The organism is Fimbriimonadia bacterium (assembly GCA_039961735.1).
GTDB lineage: Bacteria > Armatimonadota > Fimbriimonadia > Fimbriimonadales > JABRVX01 > JABRVX01.
In genome coordinates this window covers 41,557-57,713 of sequence record JABRVX010000009.1, presented here as the reverse complement: position 1 = coordinate 57,713, position 16,157 = coordinate 41,557, and the positions used below count along the sequence as shown (strand labels likewise).

Sequence of the window (16,157 nt, the reverse complement as noted above, 5' to 3'; positions counted from 1 at the left end):
CGCATCCCGACGAAACGATAGACCCCCGATGCTCAAGTGGTGACGCCTCGCGGCGTCTAGTCCGGCTGAGACCGGTATGTGGCGAAGGATTACCGATAACTACTCTGGCTGGCCGTTCCCCCCGGCGCCCCCGCATCGGTAACGACCGCAGCCAGGGCACCACAATACCCGAAACAGAGGGTCAGAAGGGATGGCCGGATGCACACTCGCAACGTCCACCATTCCCAGTGGCCAGAGTAGCAGCAGATCCAGCGATCCGCACGCGCTACGGAGTAGCGTCCAGTCGCTCCAGCACCATGTAGGCAACGACGGGCGCGGGGACATCTGTGTAGCCGGCGAGTCGTTCGATAAGTCTGGCCATGTTTCGCTCGCCCAGATCGTCCAGATCTCCCTGCTCTCGTACGGCGGCCACGATCACATTCAGTCCATCGACCAGCAAGCGGGCTCGGTTCTGAGGCAAGGCCTTGTTCGGCACTGCTGCGTTGAGGCGTGATAGCTGCTCGTAGCTCGACTCCCAGGCCTGTTGGCGAGCCTTCGATTCAGTGGAGCGCTGATACTCCTTCTCCTGCAGGTCCTTGACGTGCTCGGCTTTGGTCTTGATGAGCTCCCAGTCGGCAATGGAATCGCCGCCGATGATCTCGACCTGGACTTCCTGCTTAAGGACGTCGGAGAGGTTTCGTTCTATGGCGCGCTTGCTGGGGGTGGACCGGAGATGGCCGACGAGGTTTGATTGCTGCGCGGGGACACCCAGCACCACCAAGTCGCCTTCCATGGTGACCGGCACCACCATGTCCAGAGCCTGCCACAAGGTCCTTCCCGTGACCGCCGTCTTCACTTTTGGCAGTGCCACTCGCCAAGCTCCGATCAAGTCCGCCATGCAACCTCCACTTTCCGTGCACACCGCGCCAAGTCCTGCGCCGCAAGATTATGGCCCAACGGCGGCACATTGGGCCACAAAGACGTGGGAGGCTGGACCATCGGTCCAGCCTCCCTGCGCCCTTGCAGCCGTGTGATCAGGCTAGTCGCCGTGAAGTCCGAGGTTCGTGAGCACGAGGTTCATGTCGTGCAAGTCCATAACGCCATCGCCGTTGAGGTCGCTAGTCTGCTTGCCGAAGAAGTACATGACCTTGGCGATATCGGAGAAGTCCACGTCGTTATCGCCATCCGCGTCGCCGCCGAGCAGGGAGACGTACAGCCCCTCGACGCCGGAGCCCGACGTGTCCAGACTGGCGATTCGCTTCTGGAGGAAAGTCGGGGCCGAGACAGTCACGTCGAACACACCATCGGGCAGCATCACCGAGAACTGGCCACTGGCGTTGGGATAGGCATTGACCGCGCCCATGTCCCAACCCTGGTTGGCTTCTCGAACGTGGAAGGTGAGTTGGACGTTCGCCAGATTCCCGACGTATTGGCTGAGCGCCACGGTGCCGCTCACTGGCCGATTGCACGGCATGGAGACAGTGGTATCTACCCGCTGCAGCGCGTTGGGCGTCTGCCAGAGTACCCATCCGCGATTGTTCATCGTGACGCCACTACTTGCAGGGCGGTTCGGACCGAGGACCGATCTCGACAGGTTGAAGTCGTTGACGAAGATGTCCTGCACCGCGTCCAGGTTTCTGCCGGAGCCGAACCACAGCAAGTCACCGGCGTCGTTGAGGGCGAGCGGCCAAGCCTCTCGGTCGAGTCCGAGAATGGCTGCGCTGACGTTCCGATCTCCCAACCACACGTCGGAGATGCCTTCACCGTTCGTCAGGTAGGCAACCCAAGCGACTTGGTCGTTCTCGTTGAGTAGAACCGAACGCGCGACGGTGTTGGCACCGACGAGGGGAGCACTGATGTCGGTGGCGTTCACGAACGCGTGCTCTTTCTTGGAGGTGTTGTCACCGCGCCCGAACCAGATAATGGTACCGCGGTTATTGATCGCGACAGAGGTGGCAAGTCGAGTGCCCGTGAGTATGCTTGCTGTGAAGTTCGTCGAGTCTACATAGACGTCGCGGTTGCCGCCAGTCGAAGATCCGAAGCCGTGCCAGACCACTTGTCCGAGGTCGTTTATATCAGTGGGCAGGGTGTTCCTAGTGGCTCCTAGGAATCCGCTCAGCAACTGGGCATTCCTGTAGGTGTCCAGGTTCGTGGAACCTGACCTCTTACAGTACCATGCGATGCCAGCCGGCGACGCTGCGGCTGCCCTGGCCCATTCCAGGTCGGGAACCCAAGTTCCACTGACGTCGGTGGTGTTTAGGAACACGCGAGACCTGTTGTCGCCGCCGGTGAGCTGGCCATATCCCCACCATGCAGGCAGACCGTCGTAGATGCCGGCTGCCAATGCGAAGCGGTCGGCTCCCAGGAGGTCAGCCGAAATGTTGACCCCGTTGTAAACGACGTCCTGAGTGTTGGTAATCGGGTTCTGAACGGAGTACAAGAGCGATCCGTCCTCACCGAAGACGGCGCTTCCGATGAAGCCTGGGGTCTCGGCGATCTTGGCCGAGAGGAAGGTGACTTCGTCCGCAGCAGCCGTGGCTGCTAAAGCGAGAGGAAGCAAGGCAACGATTGGGCGAACCTGCATACGCTCCTACCTTTCCGGCACGTAGTGTAATTCAAGCTCATCCAGAAGATGGGAACGTTGCCGCCTACCTAGGACACACAAAGTTAGACCCAGCCCCGCAGCGCCGGAGTCTATCAGTATTCTACACCAGACTCCGCCGATTTGCCAGCACTTCTGTCGGTTTGCGCCCCAAAATCGGTGCAAGCTTTTCAGTTCATGTCGTCGGGGTCCTTCGGAAAGTCCGAGAAGGGCGGCGGAGCGGACATGATGTCGTAGGGTAGGCGACCCGCGCTTGGACCGGTATCATCGGTGAGCGGCAGGAGCAACTCTACGCAAGTACGCACCGCGACCGCCACGACGCGCGCAAGCTCCCCTTCCAGTGAAAGCTCGCGGCGCCCTTCACGAGCCAACTCCCTTCGAACAAGGTCCTCCAGGATGTCGTAGAACTCACGCGACTTCGTGATCCGGAGCAGTTCTTCCCTGCTGAACTCCGGCAAAGGGTCCCAATACGCCATCGGCACTCCTCCTTCCTTGGAGTATCTGGGTGTGCTTCTTAGCGCATATTGATAGACACTGGCGCAAATACTAGCAAAGATTGTCTGAAAAGTCAAGCGCGGTCTGGGAACGGACGGCCTACGTGCGGGCGGAAAACCAAAAGAGCCTGATGCAACTATCGTGGGATAAATTCTGTTTATGAGATTGGCTGGCTCGCAACTTGCTTTAAAGTGAGTGCGATGGAGGTTCGACGAAACGAGATGAAGGTTCCGCGGGGATTCACGCTGATCGAGTTACTGGTCGTGATTGCGATAATTGCCGTTCTGGCGGCGATCCTGTTCCCTGTGTTCGCCAAAGCCAGAGAGCAGGCCAAGACGACTGCCTGTCTGTCGCAGATGAAACAGCTCGCGCTTTCGGTGGACATGTACGCCGACTCACAAAACGCTGCCCTACCACCATCTTCCAACTATGGAGCCCCGACCACCGATCCTAAGAGAGTCTGGCCTCCTTTGGTGCAGCCGTACGTGAAGGACAAGTCGGTGTTCCTCTGCCCCGCGGCCGAGCGCGCTGCGTATGCCGCCGATTGGGACTCGCGCTCTTGGCAGCCGATTGGCTACAACTCCGCAACCGCCTACGATCCGACGGGTTGCGATCCGGCCGAGCAAGGCCATCGTGGCTGCGAGGGCTTCATCAGCATCGTCCGACTGCCAGTCTTGAAGGAGCCGGCCAGGATTCCGCTCTTCGCCGACACTCCGCACGGCCCACGTCAGCAAAAGTATCGCGCCTATGTCTTCGACCCGTATAACGGCAACGACCATCCGACGGAATGGGGGCTGGGACTGCCGCTGGTATCCGACCGCGACCTCGTCATCGAGTTGAACGACCGACTGCCGAGCGAGTTGAAACCGGTCTACTGCCGCCACGGTCGTACTGGCAAGGACGAGGGCAAGACGACTATCATCTTTGCCGACGGGCATGCGAAGCAGTACAGCGCAGCTTCGATCCTCGCGATGGATAAAGGAGCGAACCTGATCTGGCGGTTCCGCTAGGCAGCCAACAAGGCTCCCTCGCCCACGCCACTCGCTGCAGGTAGAATCCGTCTCGACATGAGATGGCAGATACGACTTGCGGTTCTCGGGGTGTCTTTGGTTGTGCTCGCCACCGCCCAAGACAGAGCATCTTCACCCAACACACGCGGTGAGGGGCCGGTTCTTAGCACGCTGATGCTCGACACGGGACCCGGCAGCTTTCGGGCCGAAGGCGAGGGGACGATCGTGATCGACTCCTTCGGCGGCGTCGCCACGGTTTTCGTGAGCGGACTAGATGGGGCCAACAAGTCCATTCGCGTTGAGGGCTTGCGGCGTGAGTACGACGATGGTAGCCGGGTCTGCTTTCACGGGTCCGGACGGGTGGTGGTACGGGGCAAGTTTCGCGCAGTGAACTGGATGGGCAACCGCATGAGAGGCTCCTACACCGGTAAGGGAATGATCCGTCTCTATGGTGACCTCGACAAGGATCTGAAGACTGGCCTCGTCTGGTATCCGGGCTTTCGGGACGACAAAGGCAAGCAGATTATCGAGAACTGGGAGACGTTCGGTAGAGAGTTCCACGTTCCGATGCCGAAGGACTACAAGCCGCGCGAGGCCATGGGCACCCCGCAGCTCCTGGACACCTAGAACCGGTCGTACAGGTCAAGGTAGACTTCGGATCACTTCATCGAATCATCGAAACGGCCGTGGTGTGGTGGGATATCCGGCCACCAGCGGCCTCAAGGAGGATCCGCTACATGGCGAGTGTCGGGCAGGTGGTCCAAGTGATGGGCCCCGTCGTAGACTGCCGGTTTCCTGCTGATCAGCTTCCCGAGATTCTGAGCGCCGTCGAGATTGGCGATGCCGACAATCCCCTCATCTGCGAAGTTGCGCAGCACTTAGGAGACGACATCGTCCGTACCGTCGCGATGTCCAGCACGGACGGGCTAGTGCGAGGGATGGACGCTCGCGATACGGGCGGGCCTATCAAGGTGCCCGTCGGCCCGCAGACTCTCGGACGCGTCTTCAATCTCGTGGGGAAGCCTGTGGACGACGGTGGGGCTGTCCAGGCAGTGGACTACTACCCTATCCACCGGCCCGCCCCCAAGTTCGAAGACCAGAACGTCAAGACTGAGATCCTGGAGACGGGGCTGAAGGTTGTTGACCTGCTCACCCCGTTCAACAAAGGAGGCAAGATCGGCCTGTTCGGCGGCGCGGGTCTGGGGAAGACGGTTCTAATCCAGGAGTTAATTCGCAATATCGCCACGGAACACAGCGGCGTCTCGGTGTTCGCGGGTGTCGGAGAGCGTACGCGCGAGGGCAACGACCTGTGGTTGGAAATGAAGCACGCGACCTTCAAGGATGTCGAGGGCAAGGAAGCGCGTGTCATCGACAAGACAGCCATGGTGTTCGGCCAGATGAATGAGCCGCCGGGTGCTCGCCTCCGCGTCGGCCTCACTGCCATCACAATGGCCGAGTACTTCCGAGACGTCGAAGGTCAGGACGTGCTGGTGTTCATAGACAACATCTTCCGCTTCGTGCAGGCGGGCTCCGAGGTTTCCGCGTTGCTCGGGCGAATGCCCAGCGCCGTCGGCTATCAGCCTACGCTGGCGACCGAGATGGGTGCCCTGCAAGAGCGCATCACGTCCACGCTGAAGGGCTCGATCACCTCCGTTCAGGCCATCTATGTTCCGGCGGACGACCCCACGGACCCGGCACCCGCAACGACCTTTGCTCACCTGGACGCATACGTGTATCTGGAGCGAAAGATATCGGAGAAGGGCATCTACCCGGCGATCGATCCTTTGGCATCTACCTCGAAGAACCTGGACCCACGCATCGTGGGTGAGGAGCACTATCAGGTCGCGCGCGCCGTTCAGCAAGTGCTGCAGCGGTATCGCGACCTGCAGGACATCATCGCCATCCTCGGCATTGACGAGCTTTCGGACGAGGACAAGATGCTCGTGGCTCGTGCCCGCAAGATCGAGCGTTTCATGTCGCAGCCGTTCTTCGTTGCCGAGCAGTTCACGGGCAACACGGGGCGTTACGTGAACGTCGGTGATACCGTGCGAGCCTTCAAGGAGATCGTCGAAGGACATCACGACGATGTTCCCGAGCAGGCGTTCTACATGTGCGGCGGCATTGAGGACGTGCACGAGAAAGCGGAGAAGCTCCGGGCGGCGAAGTAATGGCAACCACCTTTCGTCTCTCGATAGTAACTCCGGAACGCACGGTGGCAGATGAGCCGTGTGTGTCGCTGATTGCACCAGGCCGGGACGGCTACCTCGGCGTAATGGCTGGGCACATCCCACTGATGACGGAACTCAAGATCGGTCGCTTGACGTACACACGGGCAGATGGCGTGGCGGTCCGGATGGCCGTTGGCGGAGGGTTTATGCAGGTGGACGGCACTCGCACCATCGTTCTGGCCGACACCGCAGAGATTGCCTCGGAGATTGACCCCGATCGGGCACGCGTGGCCCTAACCGAGGCTCGCGAACGACTGGCACAGCTTCCCGCTGGGGATCCGAAGGCGAGGGAGTATCGCGCTGCACTGGAGCGCGCCGAGAATCGACTCAGGATATCTGAGGAGCTGTGAGTGCTTTCTAGGAGACATCTGAGACGTAGAACAGTCTAACAATGCGTCTCTCGCGACCATCGTATTAGAGGAGAGGGAAGCATAGACGTACTGCGCGTGATACGCATGTTTCTCGTTGTCACCTGTATGATCGCAGGCGGCATCCTCGCATGGACGTACGGCACGGACGTTCTGATGACGATCGCGCGCTCGCTCAATGTGCCGGCCGAAGAGATGGAAAGCTATCGCACCTGGACCGTGCATTCCGGCCTGACGATGGTGGGAACCTTGGCGGGTGCAATCCTCGGCGCCGAAATCTCCATCTTCCTGAGCTACCTCGGGCGGCAGATGGAGGAGATGGAGACCGAGGAGAAGGTCAACGCCATCATAGGGATTTCCATTGGCATTCTCATCTCCTTGGCTTTCTACCCACTCCTACTCAGGATCAACGTCGTCGGCCCGTTCCTCGCCATGCTGGTGACGCTCGTGTCCGTCTTTCTAGTTGTCGCGGGCGTGAACAGCGTGAAGGAAGGGCTTCCCTGGTCGAGCAAGCCGGCATCACGGCGCCGCAACATACACATTCTGGACACCAACGTGATCATAGATGGACGGATCGGCGAGATCGTCAAGACCGGCTTTCTGTCCGGCCAGATCTACGTCCCGGGCTTCGTGCTGGACGAGTTGCAGGCCATCGCAGACTCCTCAGATCCCTTACGCCGTGCTCGCGGGCGCAGAGGGCTCGACATCCTGAACGCCATGCAGAAGGAACAGAACGTCGAAGTGCGCACGCAGGATCGCCTCGCTCCACCTGCGGGCGACGAGGTCGATGCCCGACTCGTTCGGCTTGCCAAAGCGATGAACTGCGACGTGGTGACGAACGACTTCAACCTGAGCAAGGTGGCCGAGTTGGAAGGCGTGAAGGTGCTGAACGTGAACGACCTGGCGCTGGCCATGAAACCCAACGTGCTGCCAGGAGAGACGATGACGGTCACGATCCAGCGCGAGGGAAAGGAACTCGGCCAGGGCGTCGGCTACCTGGACGACGGCACGATGGTGGTGGTAGAAGGCGGGGCCGACCTACTCGGGCACACCGTGCCGGTGTGCGTCACCTCGGTCATCCAGACGGTCGCCGGCAAGATGATCTTTGCGGCGCCCGACCGCGAACAGAACGGAGACGGCTACGATGTACGCGGTTCTTCTGGCAGGCGGCAGCGGCGTTCGATTTAGCGGAACGGGCGACAAACTGTGGACCACCATTCGAGGGCGCCCGCTTTGGCTTCATGGTGCGCTTGCGCTGGCCGAACATCCCGCGATTGAAAACATGGTCATCGTCGCGCCTGGAAAACTAGTTGAGCGGTTCTCGACTATCGCCGCCTCCATTCCGCTGAGATCGCAAGTGGTCGCGGGCGGAGCCGACCGCCAGAGCTCATGCTTGAACGGACTGCGCGCACTGCCTGCTTCGGTCGAGTGGGTGGCCGTTCACGATGCCGCCCGACCGAACCTTAGGCGGGAGCTTTTGGACCGCCTGCTGGCACCATGCGATGCGGACGCCGTAGTCCCCGCCGTACCGTTGTCGGACACCGTGAAACGGGTGCATAATGGACGGGTGGTGGACACACCCGACCGGAGTTCGCTGGTTCGGGTGCAAACGCCGCAAGTTGCACGCGTGGCCTTGCTTCGCTCCGCACTGGAGGGGGCGAATGGGGTGTTCACGGACGAGGCTTCGGCAATCGAATCGGTGGGTGGAAGCGTGGCGGTGGTCGAAGGGGACCCGGAAAACCTAAAACTCACTGTTCCGGCAGACCTTGCGGCCCTGAGGGCCTGCATGGAGGGGACGACGGCACGGGTGAGAATGGGTTTCGGCTACGACGTGCATCGGCTGGTGGAAGGCAAGCCACTGGTCCTGGGTGGCGTGCACCTCCCGTTCGAGATGGGCCTGGATGGTCACAGCGATGCCGACGTCCTGACCCACGCCGTCTGCGACGCACTCTTGGGCGCAGCGGGGATGCCGGACATCGGACGGCTATACCCGAACACCGACGAGCGGTTCCGGGGCGTCGACTCGCAGTCCCTGCTAGCCGACGTGCGAGAACGGCTAACAGGCGAAGGCTGGGTTACCGAGAATATTGACTGCACGGTAGTGGCGGAGGCCCCTCGCTTGGCAAACTGGATTGGCGAGATGTGCGAGAGGCTAGCAGAAACGCTGCGGGTGGACCCCTCGGCCGTGAATGTGAAGGCCACCACCAACGAAGGGCTGGGTGCGTTGGGTGCTGGACTGGGCATTGCGGCGTACGCTGTCGCCACGATCCGTGCAAACAGGGAGGAATGAACGATGGAGATGTTGCTTCGGTCCGTTGGTAAACCCGTTCCCAATCATGCAAGGGAATATGCAGGACGAAAGCTGAGAAAAATCGAGAAGTTCTTTCACAAAGTGGGCGCTGTCGAGTTCGTGTACGACGAGCTGCGGGGGCAGCACTCGGTCGAGTTCACCGTGGATGCAGACGGATACTTCGTGCGGGGGGGCGACACAGACACGGACCTGCACGCTGCGATTGATCGCGCCGTGGAAAAGTTGGAGACACAGCTAAAGCGCTTCCGAGGGCGCATCATCCGCTATCACCGCTCAAAGGGCAACAAGCAGATGCCGGAGGGATTCGCTGAGTTCGCTTCTTCCCCTGAGCAGGCGATGGAGGAAGACCCGATCCCACGCATCGCCGAGCGCCGCTCGCTAAATCAGAAGCCGATGACGCCGGAGGAGGCCGCGTTCCAACTCGACCTTCTGGGTCAGGATTTCCTCTTCTTCCGAGATGCGACAACGTCCTCGGCAAGCCTCATCTACCGCCGCTCCGACGGCAACCTGGTGCTGATCGAGTCGTAGACTGCTACGCACGCAACTCTCCTCCTGCAAAGGCAAGGGCCGCGACCTATTCAGGGTGCGGCCCTGATGGGGCAGAAAGTAGGCTGTACAGCCCGCCTGTTGCCCTCATTCTATCACACGTAGCCCGGGTCGTCTGCTCTGCGGTTACCTCGGCGGCCGCGAGGGCTGCCCGAGCCTGCTCGCGCTCTCGCGTTGCTTGCGCAAGGCCTCTGGGGTAAAGCATGAGCAGGCTCGCGCAGCCCATAAGCATGCAGCCGTGGAACCTGCCAGGAGGTATAATGTTGGCACTCGGGGGGACCGAGTGCCAACCATCTCGAACGCATCGGAGGGTGACGGAAACCATGCTAAAGCCTTTGCATGACCGCGTTATCGTACTGCCCGACAAGGAGGAGCGGACGAAGGGCGGCATTCTGTTGCCGGAAACCGCCAGGGAACGTCCGCTGCACGGTAAGGTAATGGCCGTGGGACCAGGCAAGCGATTGGAAAATGGCTCGCTGGCGCCCATGGAAGTGAAACCGGACGATCGTGTGCTATATGCCAAGTATAGCGGCACCGAGATCAAGGTGCGCGGCGAGGAATACATGATACTGCGGCAGGACGACATCCTGGGCATAGTGGACTGAGCATAGGCGCATTGGCGGATGTTAGTGCGGGCGGTGGCGACGTCACCACCGTCCTATTCCTTTGGGACGTGCCCCAGCGGCTGCGCGAGTACTTATCGGCTGGCCTCCGCGGGTACCCGGTTCGCCTGTTGTTCCCCGAGATGGCGGAGGCGGAGGAACTCCGGCGACTGGCACCCGACGCCGACGTTATGGTTGGATGGCGTCCCACCCCCGAATTGCTGCGTGCTGCGAATCGGCTTAGGCTATTCGTCAATCCCGGTGCGGGCGTGCAGCATCTCATCGAGATGTTTCGAGCGCTCGAGCGGCCCGTCGCTCTCGTGAACGGCCACGGAAACTCCTACTTTGCCGCCCAGCACGCCGTGGCGCTGCTGTTAGCACTAACCAACCGCGTGATCCCACACCATGAGTGGATGGCACGAGGCCGATGGCGCACGGGCGACACCGAGGCCGCGAGCATCCCGTTGCGTGGTCGCACGATTGGGCTGTTAGGTTACGGCGCTATCAACCGAAACGTGCATTCCATGCTATCGGGCTTCGACGTGCGCTTCGTGGCAATGCGACGAGATAGTGGAGAGGTTTCCAGTATCGATCGGCTGTTTGGACCTGACAGCCTGCATGACTTCCTCCGCGAGTGCGATGTGCTAGTGATCGCCGTGCCACTGACCGACGAGACGAAGGAGATGATAGGTGGACGCGAACTGGAGCTGCTCGGACCCACGGGCCTGTTGGTAAACGTGGGACGTGGCGAGGTGGTGCAAGAGGAACCTCTCTTCGTCGCACTGCGCGACGGGGTGATTGCGGGAGCGGCGATCGACGTATGGTACGAGTACCGACCGGATCCACATGCAAACGGTCGCCGATACCCCTACCACTTCCCTTTCCACGAGCTGCCCAACGTGGTGCTCTCCCTCCACCGAGCCGCCTCGCCGCTGGACGATCTAGCTCGCTGGGACGAGGTGATCGAGAACATTTGCCGGGCATCGGCCGGCCGCACCGACTTCGTCAACCCGGTAGACCTGGTGGCCGGGTACTAGGGATCCAGCTTCATGGCATCTATGTGTGGCCTGAACGCCTTCTCGAAGCGCACCATGGTATCTACCATCTGCCGTTGCAGCACGGGCCAGGTGTCCGGATCGGCCCACCCACCCGTTCCGAAGCGGTAGCAAATGCGGCAGGCCCTCTTGCCTGAAAGCTCCTGCCACTCAATGGGGCTGCCAAACTCCTCCTCGATCATGGCTCTATTCTGCTGGAGCTTTCGGAAGAGAGCTAGGTTCTCCATATCCGAGCTGCCTCGGTCAATGTACACCTCGACCCGCGCACCCTGTTTTCGAAAGACTACGTATGCGAAGGTCACGCCGGAGAATCCTGCACCTGTTTCAACCCAGCCGGCCGTACCGGGGCGCACTTTGGAGAATAGCGCGGTTCGCTTGCAGGAGAGCTCGAGTAGTTGCTCCCAAAACGCCTGCCGCAGTGCCGCGCCTTCGGACAACTCCTTTTTTGCGCGCCCGATCTCCCTGCTCTCGGCGCTGGGCCCAACTACGACGGTACAAAGCGGAGCTGGCTGCGAATCGCCAATGCGCACCGCCTCTACCTTGATGAGATAGAAGTCGGCGAGGCTTGTCTGGTTGAGCCATGCAACTGCGGTAGCATGTTCGGGCCTGGCCTCAGAAACCAGCCACACCGCAGCTCTTGCACCAAACGAGGCGAGATAGGTGATAATCTTGCCCAGGTGATCGTGATCGCTCTTCTCGAGCTGATTCTCGATGATGGCAGTGCTGCCACTTACGTCCTGTGCCACCAAGTCCGCAGCGAAGTTCCCAGCGGCCTGCTCCCGCTCGGCGCTTTCCAGCGAGAACGGCAGGACTTCGTTGAGTACGTCGAGGTTGTGCTGCAGCCAGGTGGTGAAGTCCGCTGCCTCGTTCTTCCACACCTCTCGAAGGGAAACGCGTTTCAGCCGTCCAATCATGCGATTACTTTGGGCACACTATTACGGGATCCTGCCCGTCACAGCTCTACATGGCCGGGACGGCCCCGTGAACGGTAGCCAGCCTCCTGGCTGCCTGCATGGAGGGCCGAGAGGCATACCATGTCACCGGCAGTCGTCGCACCCCATGAGGGCCGACTGCCTCGCTCGCGATCATGAAAGGCTGATCATCCCCCACGAGGCCGTACAGCGGGCGAGTGCGTGGCGTAGCCTCCCCGCGCTGGCCTGCCGTGCAACCGCCTGCCCGATGCGAAGCTATCGGACCTTGCCATCGAATGAGGAGGGATGGCCTTACAACCCTGCGAGCCGCTCACACTGCCGAACCAAGTGAGTGGAGAGGGGCAAGTGGAGAACGGACTGCAGTAGCGTTGTCGAACGGCCTGCATTCTGCCCGTGTTCACCCTGCGCTCCACGCCAGGTCAGCGTCCAAAGAATCCGACGCTCTAATCTCGGCGTCTGCCAGTGCTCCCGTCGAGTCCCGCCATTACTACGACAGGTCGGGCGGGGACTCCGGTGGCACGACGCGCGCACGGACAGTGTGCCTTCAGCCCGCGGCCAATCGCCGGCTGCTGGTCGCGCGCTGGCCCAAGGCCTGGCACGGAGCACCCGAGGCTCCCCAACCTTGACGGAAACGAGGTGATGGCATTCTGCATGTGTGCTGCAAGCGACGAGGCTCCCCAACCTTGACGGAGACGAGGCTCCCGCGCCATAATGACGGTCCCCGAGGCACCGCCTCGGCTCTCCGGTGCACCCGTAGCTCAGTTGGTAGAGCAGCTGACTCTTAATCAGCGGGTCCTGGGTTCGAGTCCCAGCGGGTGTACCAAAGTCACTCACGCGCCCCGACAGCGGCGTATTGCTTACGCAACAGTATACACGGTGCTACCGTTCTATACAAGCCACCTGCCAAGGTTGCGGTGGACATTTCGACGAGCCTCGCGGCCACGAGGACATCGACCTCGCGCAGTTCGACGACGATTTCGCGCATGCCGAGGTCGAGGAACGCGAGTTCGAGACCATCCCGGACGGCAAATACCAGGTGAACGTCGAGCGGGTGGAGCTGACCCGGGCCCAGACCTCGGGAAACCCCATGCTCAAGTGGACGCTGCGAATCCTCGCCCCGAAGTTCCGGGGCAGGCTCCTGTGGCGCAACAACGTCATGGCCACCCGCGAGAACATCAAGTGGCTCAAGACGGACCTGCACACCTGCGGGTTGAACCTGGACAAGCTCTCCGAGCTTCCGGCCAACCTGGAAAAGCTCATCAACGTCAAGCTCGAGATCACCAAGCGCACGCGCGGCCAGAACGAGAACGTCTACATCAACCGGCGCATCGTGCTCGAAGACGGCGGAGACGAATACGACTCGGCGGCGCGCAACGCCCTGGCTCCGTTCTGACGTGAATCGGGTCACCGTCGTCGTCGACACGCGGGAGCAGGAGCCCTACACCTTCGAATCCGGCTAACTGGTCGGGGCGAGACTCAGCCTACACTGATTCAGCAATGTAATCGAATAGGGAAGGCTGTGGAGTAACGTCTTCTACGATTGCTTCGCAGTCAGGGGAAAAGTTCATTACAAGGGCTTCCAGCATGGAATTCCGGTTATCCTCTTTAGCCCCCACGTGATAGAAGTGCTCTTTCGTAACCACATGAAAACGCGACCAGAGAGAGTCTATGTATTCGTTTTTTCGATACTTGTTGCTATGCTACGTGGAAAGAATGAATCTCGCCTTTGTCTTGGACAAGCAACGGCAAAGACGCTCTTCGTCTGAAGCATTCCAAGAATTGAAATAGTCAACATGCCTTCCAAGGTAGGGCGGATCACAGTAGATGAAATCGGACGCGGAAGCACTCGAAATTGTTTCCTCGAAGTCCTGATGTTTGAAATCCCATTCATGGAAATGAAGCAACTCAGAGAAGCGGGCAATTTGATTTACAATCTTTGTCACATAGGCGCGTGAGAATCTTTCCGGCTTTCTACAAAATGGCACATTGAAGCCGCCTTTCTTGTTGAAGCGAATCATTCCGTTGAAGCAGCTTCGCGACAGAAACAAGAAGTCAAGGGGTGCCCCATTTTCATTGAATCGCTCGCGCACAGAATAGTAATGCTCTTCACCCTTTTCTTTCAGAATCTGACCTTCATGCTCCAAGAAGGCCCTCGCCGAATCAGGAGTTATTTCTCCGCTCTTGAGTGCGCTATAAAACGCGATGATATGCGGATTGATGTCAGCGAACAGCGCCCTTGGCGGGCGCGCATTCATACCAACAACGCCAGAGCCCATGAATGGCTCTATCCACAGTCCGTCTTTGGGAACCGAAACATTAACAAGAATGAGAGGGACAATCTTAGTCTTGATACCTTGGCACTTGATTGGGGGGACAAGAATTTTAGCCATCTTGATTCCCCCCATTATTGCGATTTGTCCGAACGCAGGGATTGGCAAGACCAGGGTCTTTCCCTTTGAACTCAAGAAACTCCGTTAGCTTTGTAAGTTTCTTCTGCTTCCCCGTTTTCGACTTGATCGTAATCTTCCCATAATTCATCCAATACTCATCGAACCATTCTTCCCCTAGATTCTTGAAGACGCCATTCCCCGAAAGAATATCCTCGATACGAACAATGCTTCCTATGTTGGCCGTGTTTCCGCTGCCTTGGGAATCACTGGCAATCTCCCACTTCTCACAGGCGAAGAACTCGATGTCCCTAATAACTGAAACGATGCTTTGTAGTTGGTCGTCTTTGTAAACCCGCGTCTCGTCTATATCCCCAGAGTCAGTCCGAGTGTAGATAATCCCAAGGCAAAAATGACCAGAGTATTGACTGTAGGGGAATTGGATATTCTTCTTCTTGTCGCGCTCAATGAAGTAACTGCCATGCGAACCTAGTGTGAAGCCGTTACAGAATCCGGGTTTGTTCAGCAGGCGATAGGTTGTCTTGAAATCAACAGCGAATTTCAGCGAATCGTCTTTGGCTGAGACAAAGGACAGGTCTGGATAATAGTTTTGATGGTCGGCCAATACGATCCGATAACCATGCTCCTGCGCAAACTTCAGCAGGACCGGGAACAGGTGAATCTCAAGAATCTTCGAGACGATTTTAGTATCCGCAGAGATTGTATATACGTTGCGAAAGACGTCAATGAATCCCTTCACCGTCCATTGCTGATCTTCGGTGGCAACGTGGCCACTCAGGGTTTGGGCAAGCTTGCGGAGAACCTGCTTAAATTCGTTTTTTTACCTCTTGCCTGCTCTTTGTCATGCTCTGCCTTTTCTAAAAGAACTTACAGCACCGCCATGACGGTATTGCTGGGTTGGCCTTCTCCGGACTTGTTGACGGCAATGACGCGGTATTCCCATTCCTTGCCGCGTTCCTGGTTTGTGAGCGTGATTTCGCTCTCGACGGCCAGGCCGACATCCGACCAAGGCCCATCGGGGCGCAGACGGCGTTGAATCTTATAGGCCGCAACCGCGCCGCCGTCCACCGGCTCCTTCCAATCGAGGAAGACCCAGCCTTCGCCTTCGCGGGGCGCTTCGAGAGTGCGCGCTTGCCCGGGCGCTTCGAGCGAGGTCTTGGCGGCACGTCCCGCCCAGCCGATGAGTTTCAACTTGTCGTCGTCGTAGTTGACAGTGTTCTCGGCGTAGCGGATGTCGGCCTTCATCGCGTCGGTGAGGGTCTGCAACGCCTCGTCCTTGGGCCGTCGCCTGTTCCGCCGCCGCCTGGGCAGCCGTGGCCGCGTTCTTGGCCGTGACATAGGCGCTCAACGCCGCGCCGAGGTTGGCTACGCTAACGGGCGGTGCCGGATAAACCGCCGCATTCGCCGCCAAACCGGTCGCCATTGATTGGCCGAGCGCCAGAATCTCGGCTTCGCTTTTCGGAAATCTCGCCATGGTTCTATCTCCTTGTCGTTATCTGACTTACTCCGTCTTTCCACTCGTTTTCTTCGCTTCGTCGCACGCTTGACCGGTCATGGGTCCCGCTTGCTTCGCCTCAAATCACGTTTACTCTGTCATAGCGAAGGCTTCTTCTTCCATGGA

The 16,157-nt window shown here is 59.5% G+C and carries 16 protein-coding genes, 1 tRNA gene and 1 pseudogene; 11 read left to right on the top strand and 7 right to left on the bottom strand.

Annotated features, from left to right (window positions below; translation table 11 throughout):
* Positions 1 to 265: 265 nt before the first annotated feature.
* The 3 genes from HRF45_03590 to HRF45_03580 all read right to left on the bottom strand — a co-directional run bounded on the left by HRF45_03590 (position 266) and on the right by HRF45_03580 (position 3,057).
* A complete protein-coding gene (locus HRF45_03590) occupies positions 266 to 877 on the bottom strand; it encodes a hypothetical protein (protein ID MEP0765609.1) in 612 nt (203 codons plus the stop codon).
* A gap of 141 nt (positions 878 to 1,018) precedes the next feature.
* Entirely contained in the window at positions 1,019 to 2,563 is a 1,545-nt protein-coding gene (locus HRF45_03585) for a hypothetical protein (protein MEP0765608.1), read from the bottom strand.
* A 188-nt stretch (positions 2,564 to 2,751) separates the two neighbouring features.
* A complete protein-coding gene (locus HRF45_03580; GenBank protein MEP0765607.1) occupies positions 2,752 to 3,057 on the bottom strand; it encodes a hypothetical protein in 306 nt (101 codons plus the stop codon).
* Positions 3,058 to 3,297: 240 nt separating this feature from the next.
* Between HRF45_03580 and HRF45_03575 the strand changes: the two genes are divergently transcribed.
* From HRF45_03575 to HRF45_03535, 9 genes are all read left to right on the top strand, one after another.
* Positions 3,298 to 4,086 (top strand): prepilin-type N-terminal cleavage/methylation domain-containing protein, encoded by a 789-nt coding sequence (locus HRF45_03575; GenBank protein ID MEP0765606.1) that lies wholly within the window; start codon positions 3,298 to 3,300, stop codon positions 4,084 to 4,086.
* Between the two features lie 57 nt (positions 4,087 to 4,143).
* The gene (locus HRF45_03570) at positions 4,144 to 4,713 is read left to right on the top strand and encodes a hypothetical protein (GenBank protein ID MEP0765605.1); all 570 of its coding nucleotides are present in this window, start codon (positions 4,144 to 4,146) and stop codon (positions 4,711 to 4,713) included.
* A gap of 110 nt (positions 4,714 to 4,823) precedes the next feature.
* A complete protein-coding gene (gene atpD / locus HRF45_03565; GenBank protein ID MEP0765604.1) occupies positions 4,824 to 6,254 on the top strand; it encodes a F0F1 ATP synthase subunit beta in 1,431 nt (476 codons plus the stop codon).
* Positions 6,254 to 6,664 (top strand): F0F1 ATP synthase subunit epsilon, encoded by a 411-nt coding sequence (locus HRF45_03560; GenBank protein MEP0765603.1) that lies wholly within the window; start codon positions 6,254 to 6,256, stop codon positions 6,662 to 6,664. The genes atpD and HRF45_03560 overlap by 1 nt, the downstream gene beginning before the upstream one ends.
* Positions 6,665 to 6,769: 105 nt before the next feature.
* Entirely contained in the window at positions 6,770 to 7,870 is a 1,101-nt protein-coding gene (locus tag HRF45_03555) for a TRAM domain-containing protein (protein ID MEP0765602.1), read from the top strand.
* Positions 7,827 to 8,972 (top strand): 2-C-methyl-D-erythritol 4-phosphate cytidylyltransferase, encoded by a 1,146-nt coding sequence (gene ispD, locus HRF45_03550; GenBank protein MEP0765601.1) that lies wholly within the window; start codon positions 7,827 to 7,829, stop codon positions 8,970 to 8,972. The genes HRF45_03555 and ispD overlap by 44 nt, the downstream gene beginning before the upstream one ends.
* Positions 8,973 to 8,975: 3 nt before the next feature.
* Positions 8,976 to 9,521, top strand: a complete 546-nt coding sequence (gene raiA, locus HRF45_03545) for a ribosome-associated translation inhibitor RaiA (GenBank protein MEP0765600.1) — start codon at positions 8,976 to 8,978, stop codon at positions 9,519 to 9,521.
* A 341-nt stretch (positions 9,522 to 9,862) separates the two neighbouring features.
* Positions 9,863 to 10,144, top strand: coding sequence for a co-chaperone GroES (locus HRF45_03540; GenBank protein MEP0765599.1), 282 nt, complete (start codon positions 9,863 to 9,865; stop codon positions 10,142 to 10,144).
* An 11-nt stretch (positions 10,145 to 10,155) separates the two neighbouring features.
* On the top strand, positions 10,156 to 11,178 hold the full coding sequence (locus tag HRF45_03535; protein MEP0765598.1) for a hypothetical protein: 1,023 nt from the start codon (positions 10,156 to 10,158) through the stop codon (positions 11,176 to 11,178).
* Here HRF45_03535 and HRF45_03530 read toward each other — a convergent pair.
* Entirely contained in the window at positions 11,175 to 12,110 is a 936-nt protein-coding gene (locus HRF45_03530; protein ID MEP0765597.1) for a DUF4268 domain-containing protein, read from the bottom strand. The two genes, HRF45_03535 and HRF45_03530, sit on opposite strands and share 4 nt — an antisense overlap.
* Positions 12,111 to 12,875: 765 nt before the next feature.
* On the opposite strand from HRF45_03530, the gene HRF45_03525 reads away from it, so the two are divergent.
* Together HRF45_03525 and HRF45_03520 are read left to right on the top strand one after the other, a co-directional pair.
* Positions 12,876 to 12,951 (top strand) — tRNA-Lys (locus HRF45_03525).
* Positions 12,952 to 13,017: 66 nt separating this feature from the next.
* The gene (locus HRF45_03520) at positions 13,018 to 13,521 is read left to right on the top strand and encodes a DUF669 domain-containing protein (GenBank protein ID MEP0765596.1); all 504 of its coding nucleotides are present in this window, start codon (positions 13,018 to 13,020) and stop codon (positions 13,519 to 13,521) included.
* Positions 13,522 to 13,609: 88 nt separating this feature from the next.
* On the opposite strand, the pseudogene HRF45_03515 reads toward HRF45_03520, so the two are convergent.
* The 3 genes and pseudogenes from HRF45_03515 to HRF45_03505 all read right to left on the bottom strand — a co-directional run bounded on the left by HRF45_03515 (position 13,610) and on the right by HRF45_03505 (position 15,802).
* Positions 13,610 to 14,518: pseudogene (locus HRF45_03515) on the bottom strand (Dam family site-specific DNA-(adenine-N6)-methyltransferase).
* Positions 14,511 to 15,314 carry a restriction endonuclease gene (locus tag HRF45_03510; GenBank protein ID MEP0765595.1) on the bottom strand — a complete coding sequence of 268 codons (804 nt, stop codon included), beginning with the start codon at positions 15,312 to 15,314 and terminating at the stop codon, positions 14,511 to 14,513. The pseudogene HRF45_03515 and the gene HRF45_03510 overlap by 8 nt, the downstream one beginning before the upstream one ends.
* Before the next feature lie 89 nt (positions 15,315 to 15,403).
* Positions 15,404 to 15,802 carry a fibronectin type III domain-containing protein gene (locus tag HRF45_03505; protein ID MEP0765594.1) on the bottom strand — a complete coding sequence of 133 codons (399 nt, stop codon included), beginning with the start codon at positions 15,800 to 15,802 and terminating at the stop codon, positions 15,404 to 15,406.
* Positions 15,803 to 16,157 lie beyond the last annotated feature (355 nt).

Bases quoted from the DNA above. Each gene is read 5' to 3' on its own strand.
- HRF45_03590 (MEP0765609.1), bottom strand. From the start codon at position 877: ATGGCGGACTTGATCGGAGCTTGGCGAGTGGCACTGCCAAAAGTGAAG.
- HRF45_03585 (MEP0765608.1), bottom strand. From the start codon at position 2,563: ATGCAGGTTCGCCCAATCGTTGCCTTGCTTCCTCTCGCTTTAGCAGCC.
- HRF45_03580 (MEP0765607.1), bottom strand. From the start codon at position 3,057: ATGGCGTATTGGGACCCTTTGCCGGAGTTCAGCAGGGAAGAACTGCTC.
- HRF45_03575 (MEP0765606.1), top strand. From the start codon at position 3,298: ATGAAGGTTCCGCGGGGATTCACGCTGATCGAGTTACTGGTCGTGATT.
- HRF45_03570 (MEP0765605.1), top strand. From the start codon at position 4,144: ATGAGATGGCAGATACGACTTGCGGTTCTCGGGGTGTCTTTGGTTGTG.
- atpD (MEP0765604.1), top strand. From the start codon at position 4,824: ATGGCGAGTGTCGGGCAGGTGGTCCAAGTGATGGGCCCCGTCGTAGAC.
- HRF45_03560 (MEP0765603.1), top strand. From the start codon at position 6,254: ATGGCAACCACCTTTCGTCTCTCGATAGTAACTCCGGAACGCACGGTG.
- HRF45_03555 (MEP0765602.1), top strand. From the start codon at position 6,770: ATGTTTCTCGTTGTCACCTGTATGATCGCAGGCGGCATCCTCGCATGG.
- ispD (MEP0765601.1), top strand. From the start codon at position 7,827: ATGTACGCGGTTCTTCTGGCAGGCGGCAGCGGCGTTCGATTTAGCGGA.
- raiA (MEP0765600.1), top strand. From the start codon at position 8,976: ATGGAGATGTTGCTTCGGTCCGTTGGTAAACCCGTTCCCAATCATGCA.
- HRF45_03540 (MEP0765599.1), top strand. From the start codon at position 9,863: ATGCTAAAGCCTTTGCATGACCGCGTTATCGTACTGCCCGACAAGGAG.
- HRF45_03530 (MEP0765597.1), bottom strand. From the start codon at position 12,110: ATGATTGGACGGCTGAAACGCGTTTCCCTTCGAGAGGTGTGGAAGAAC.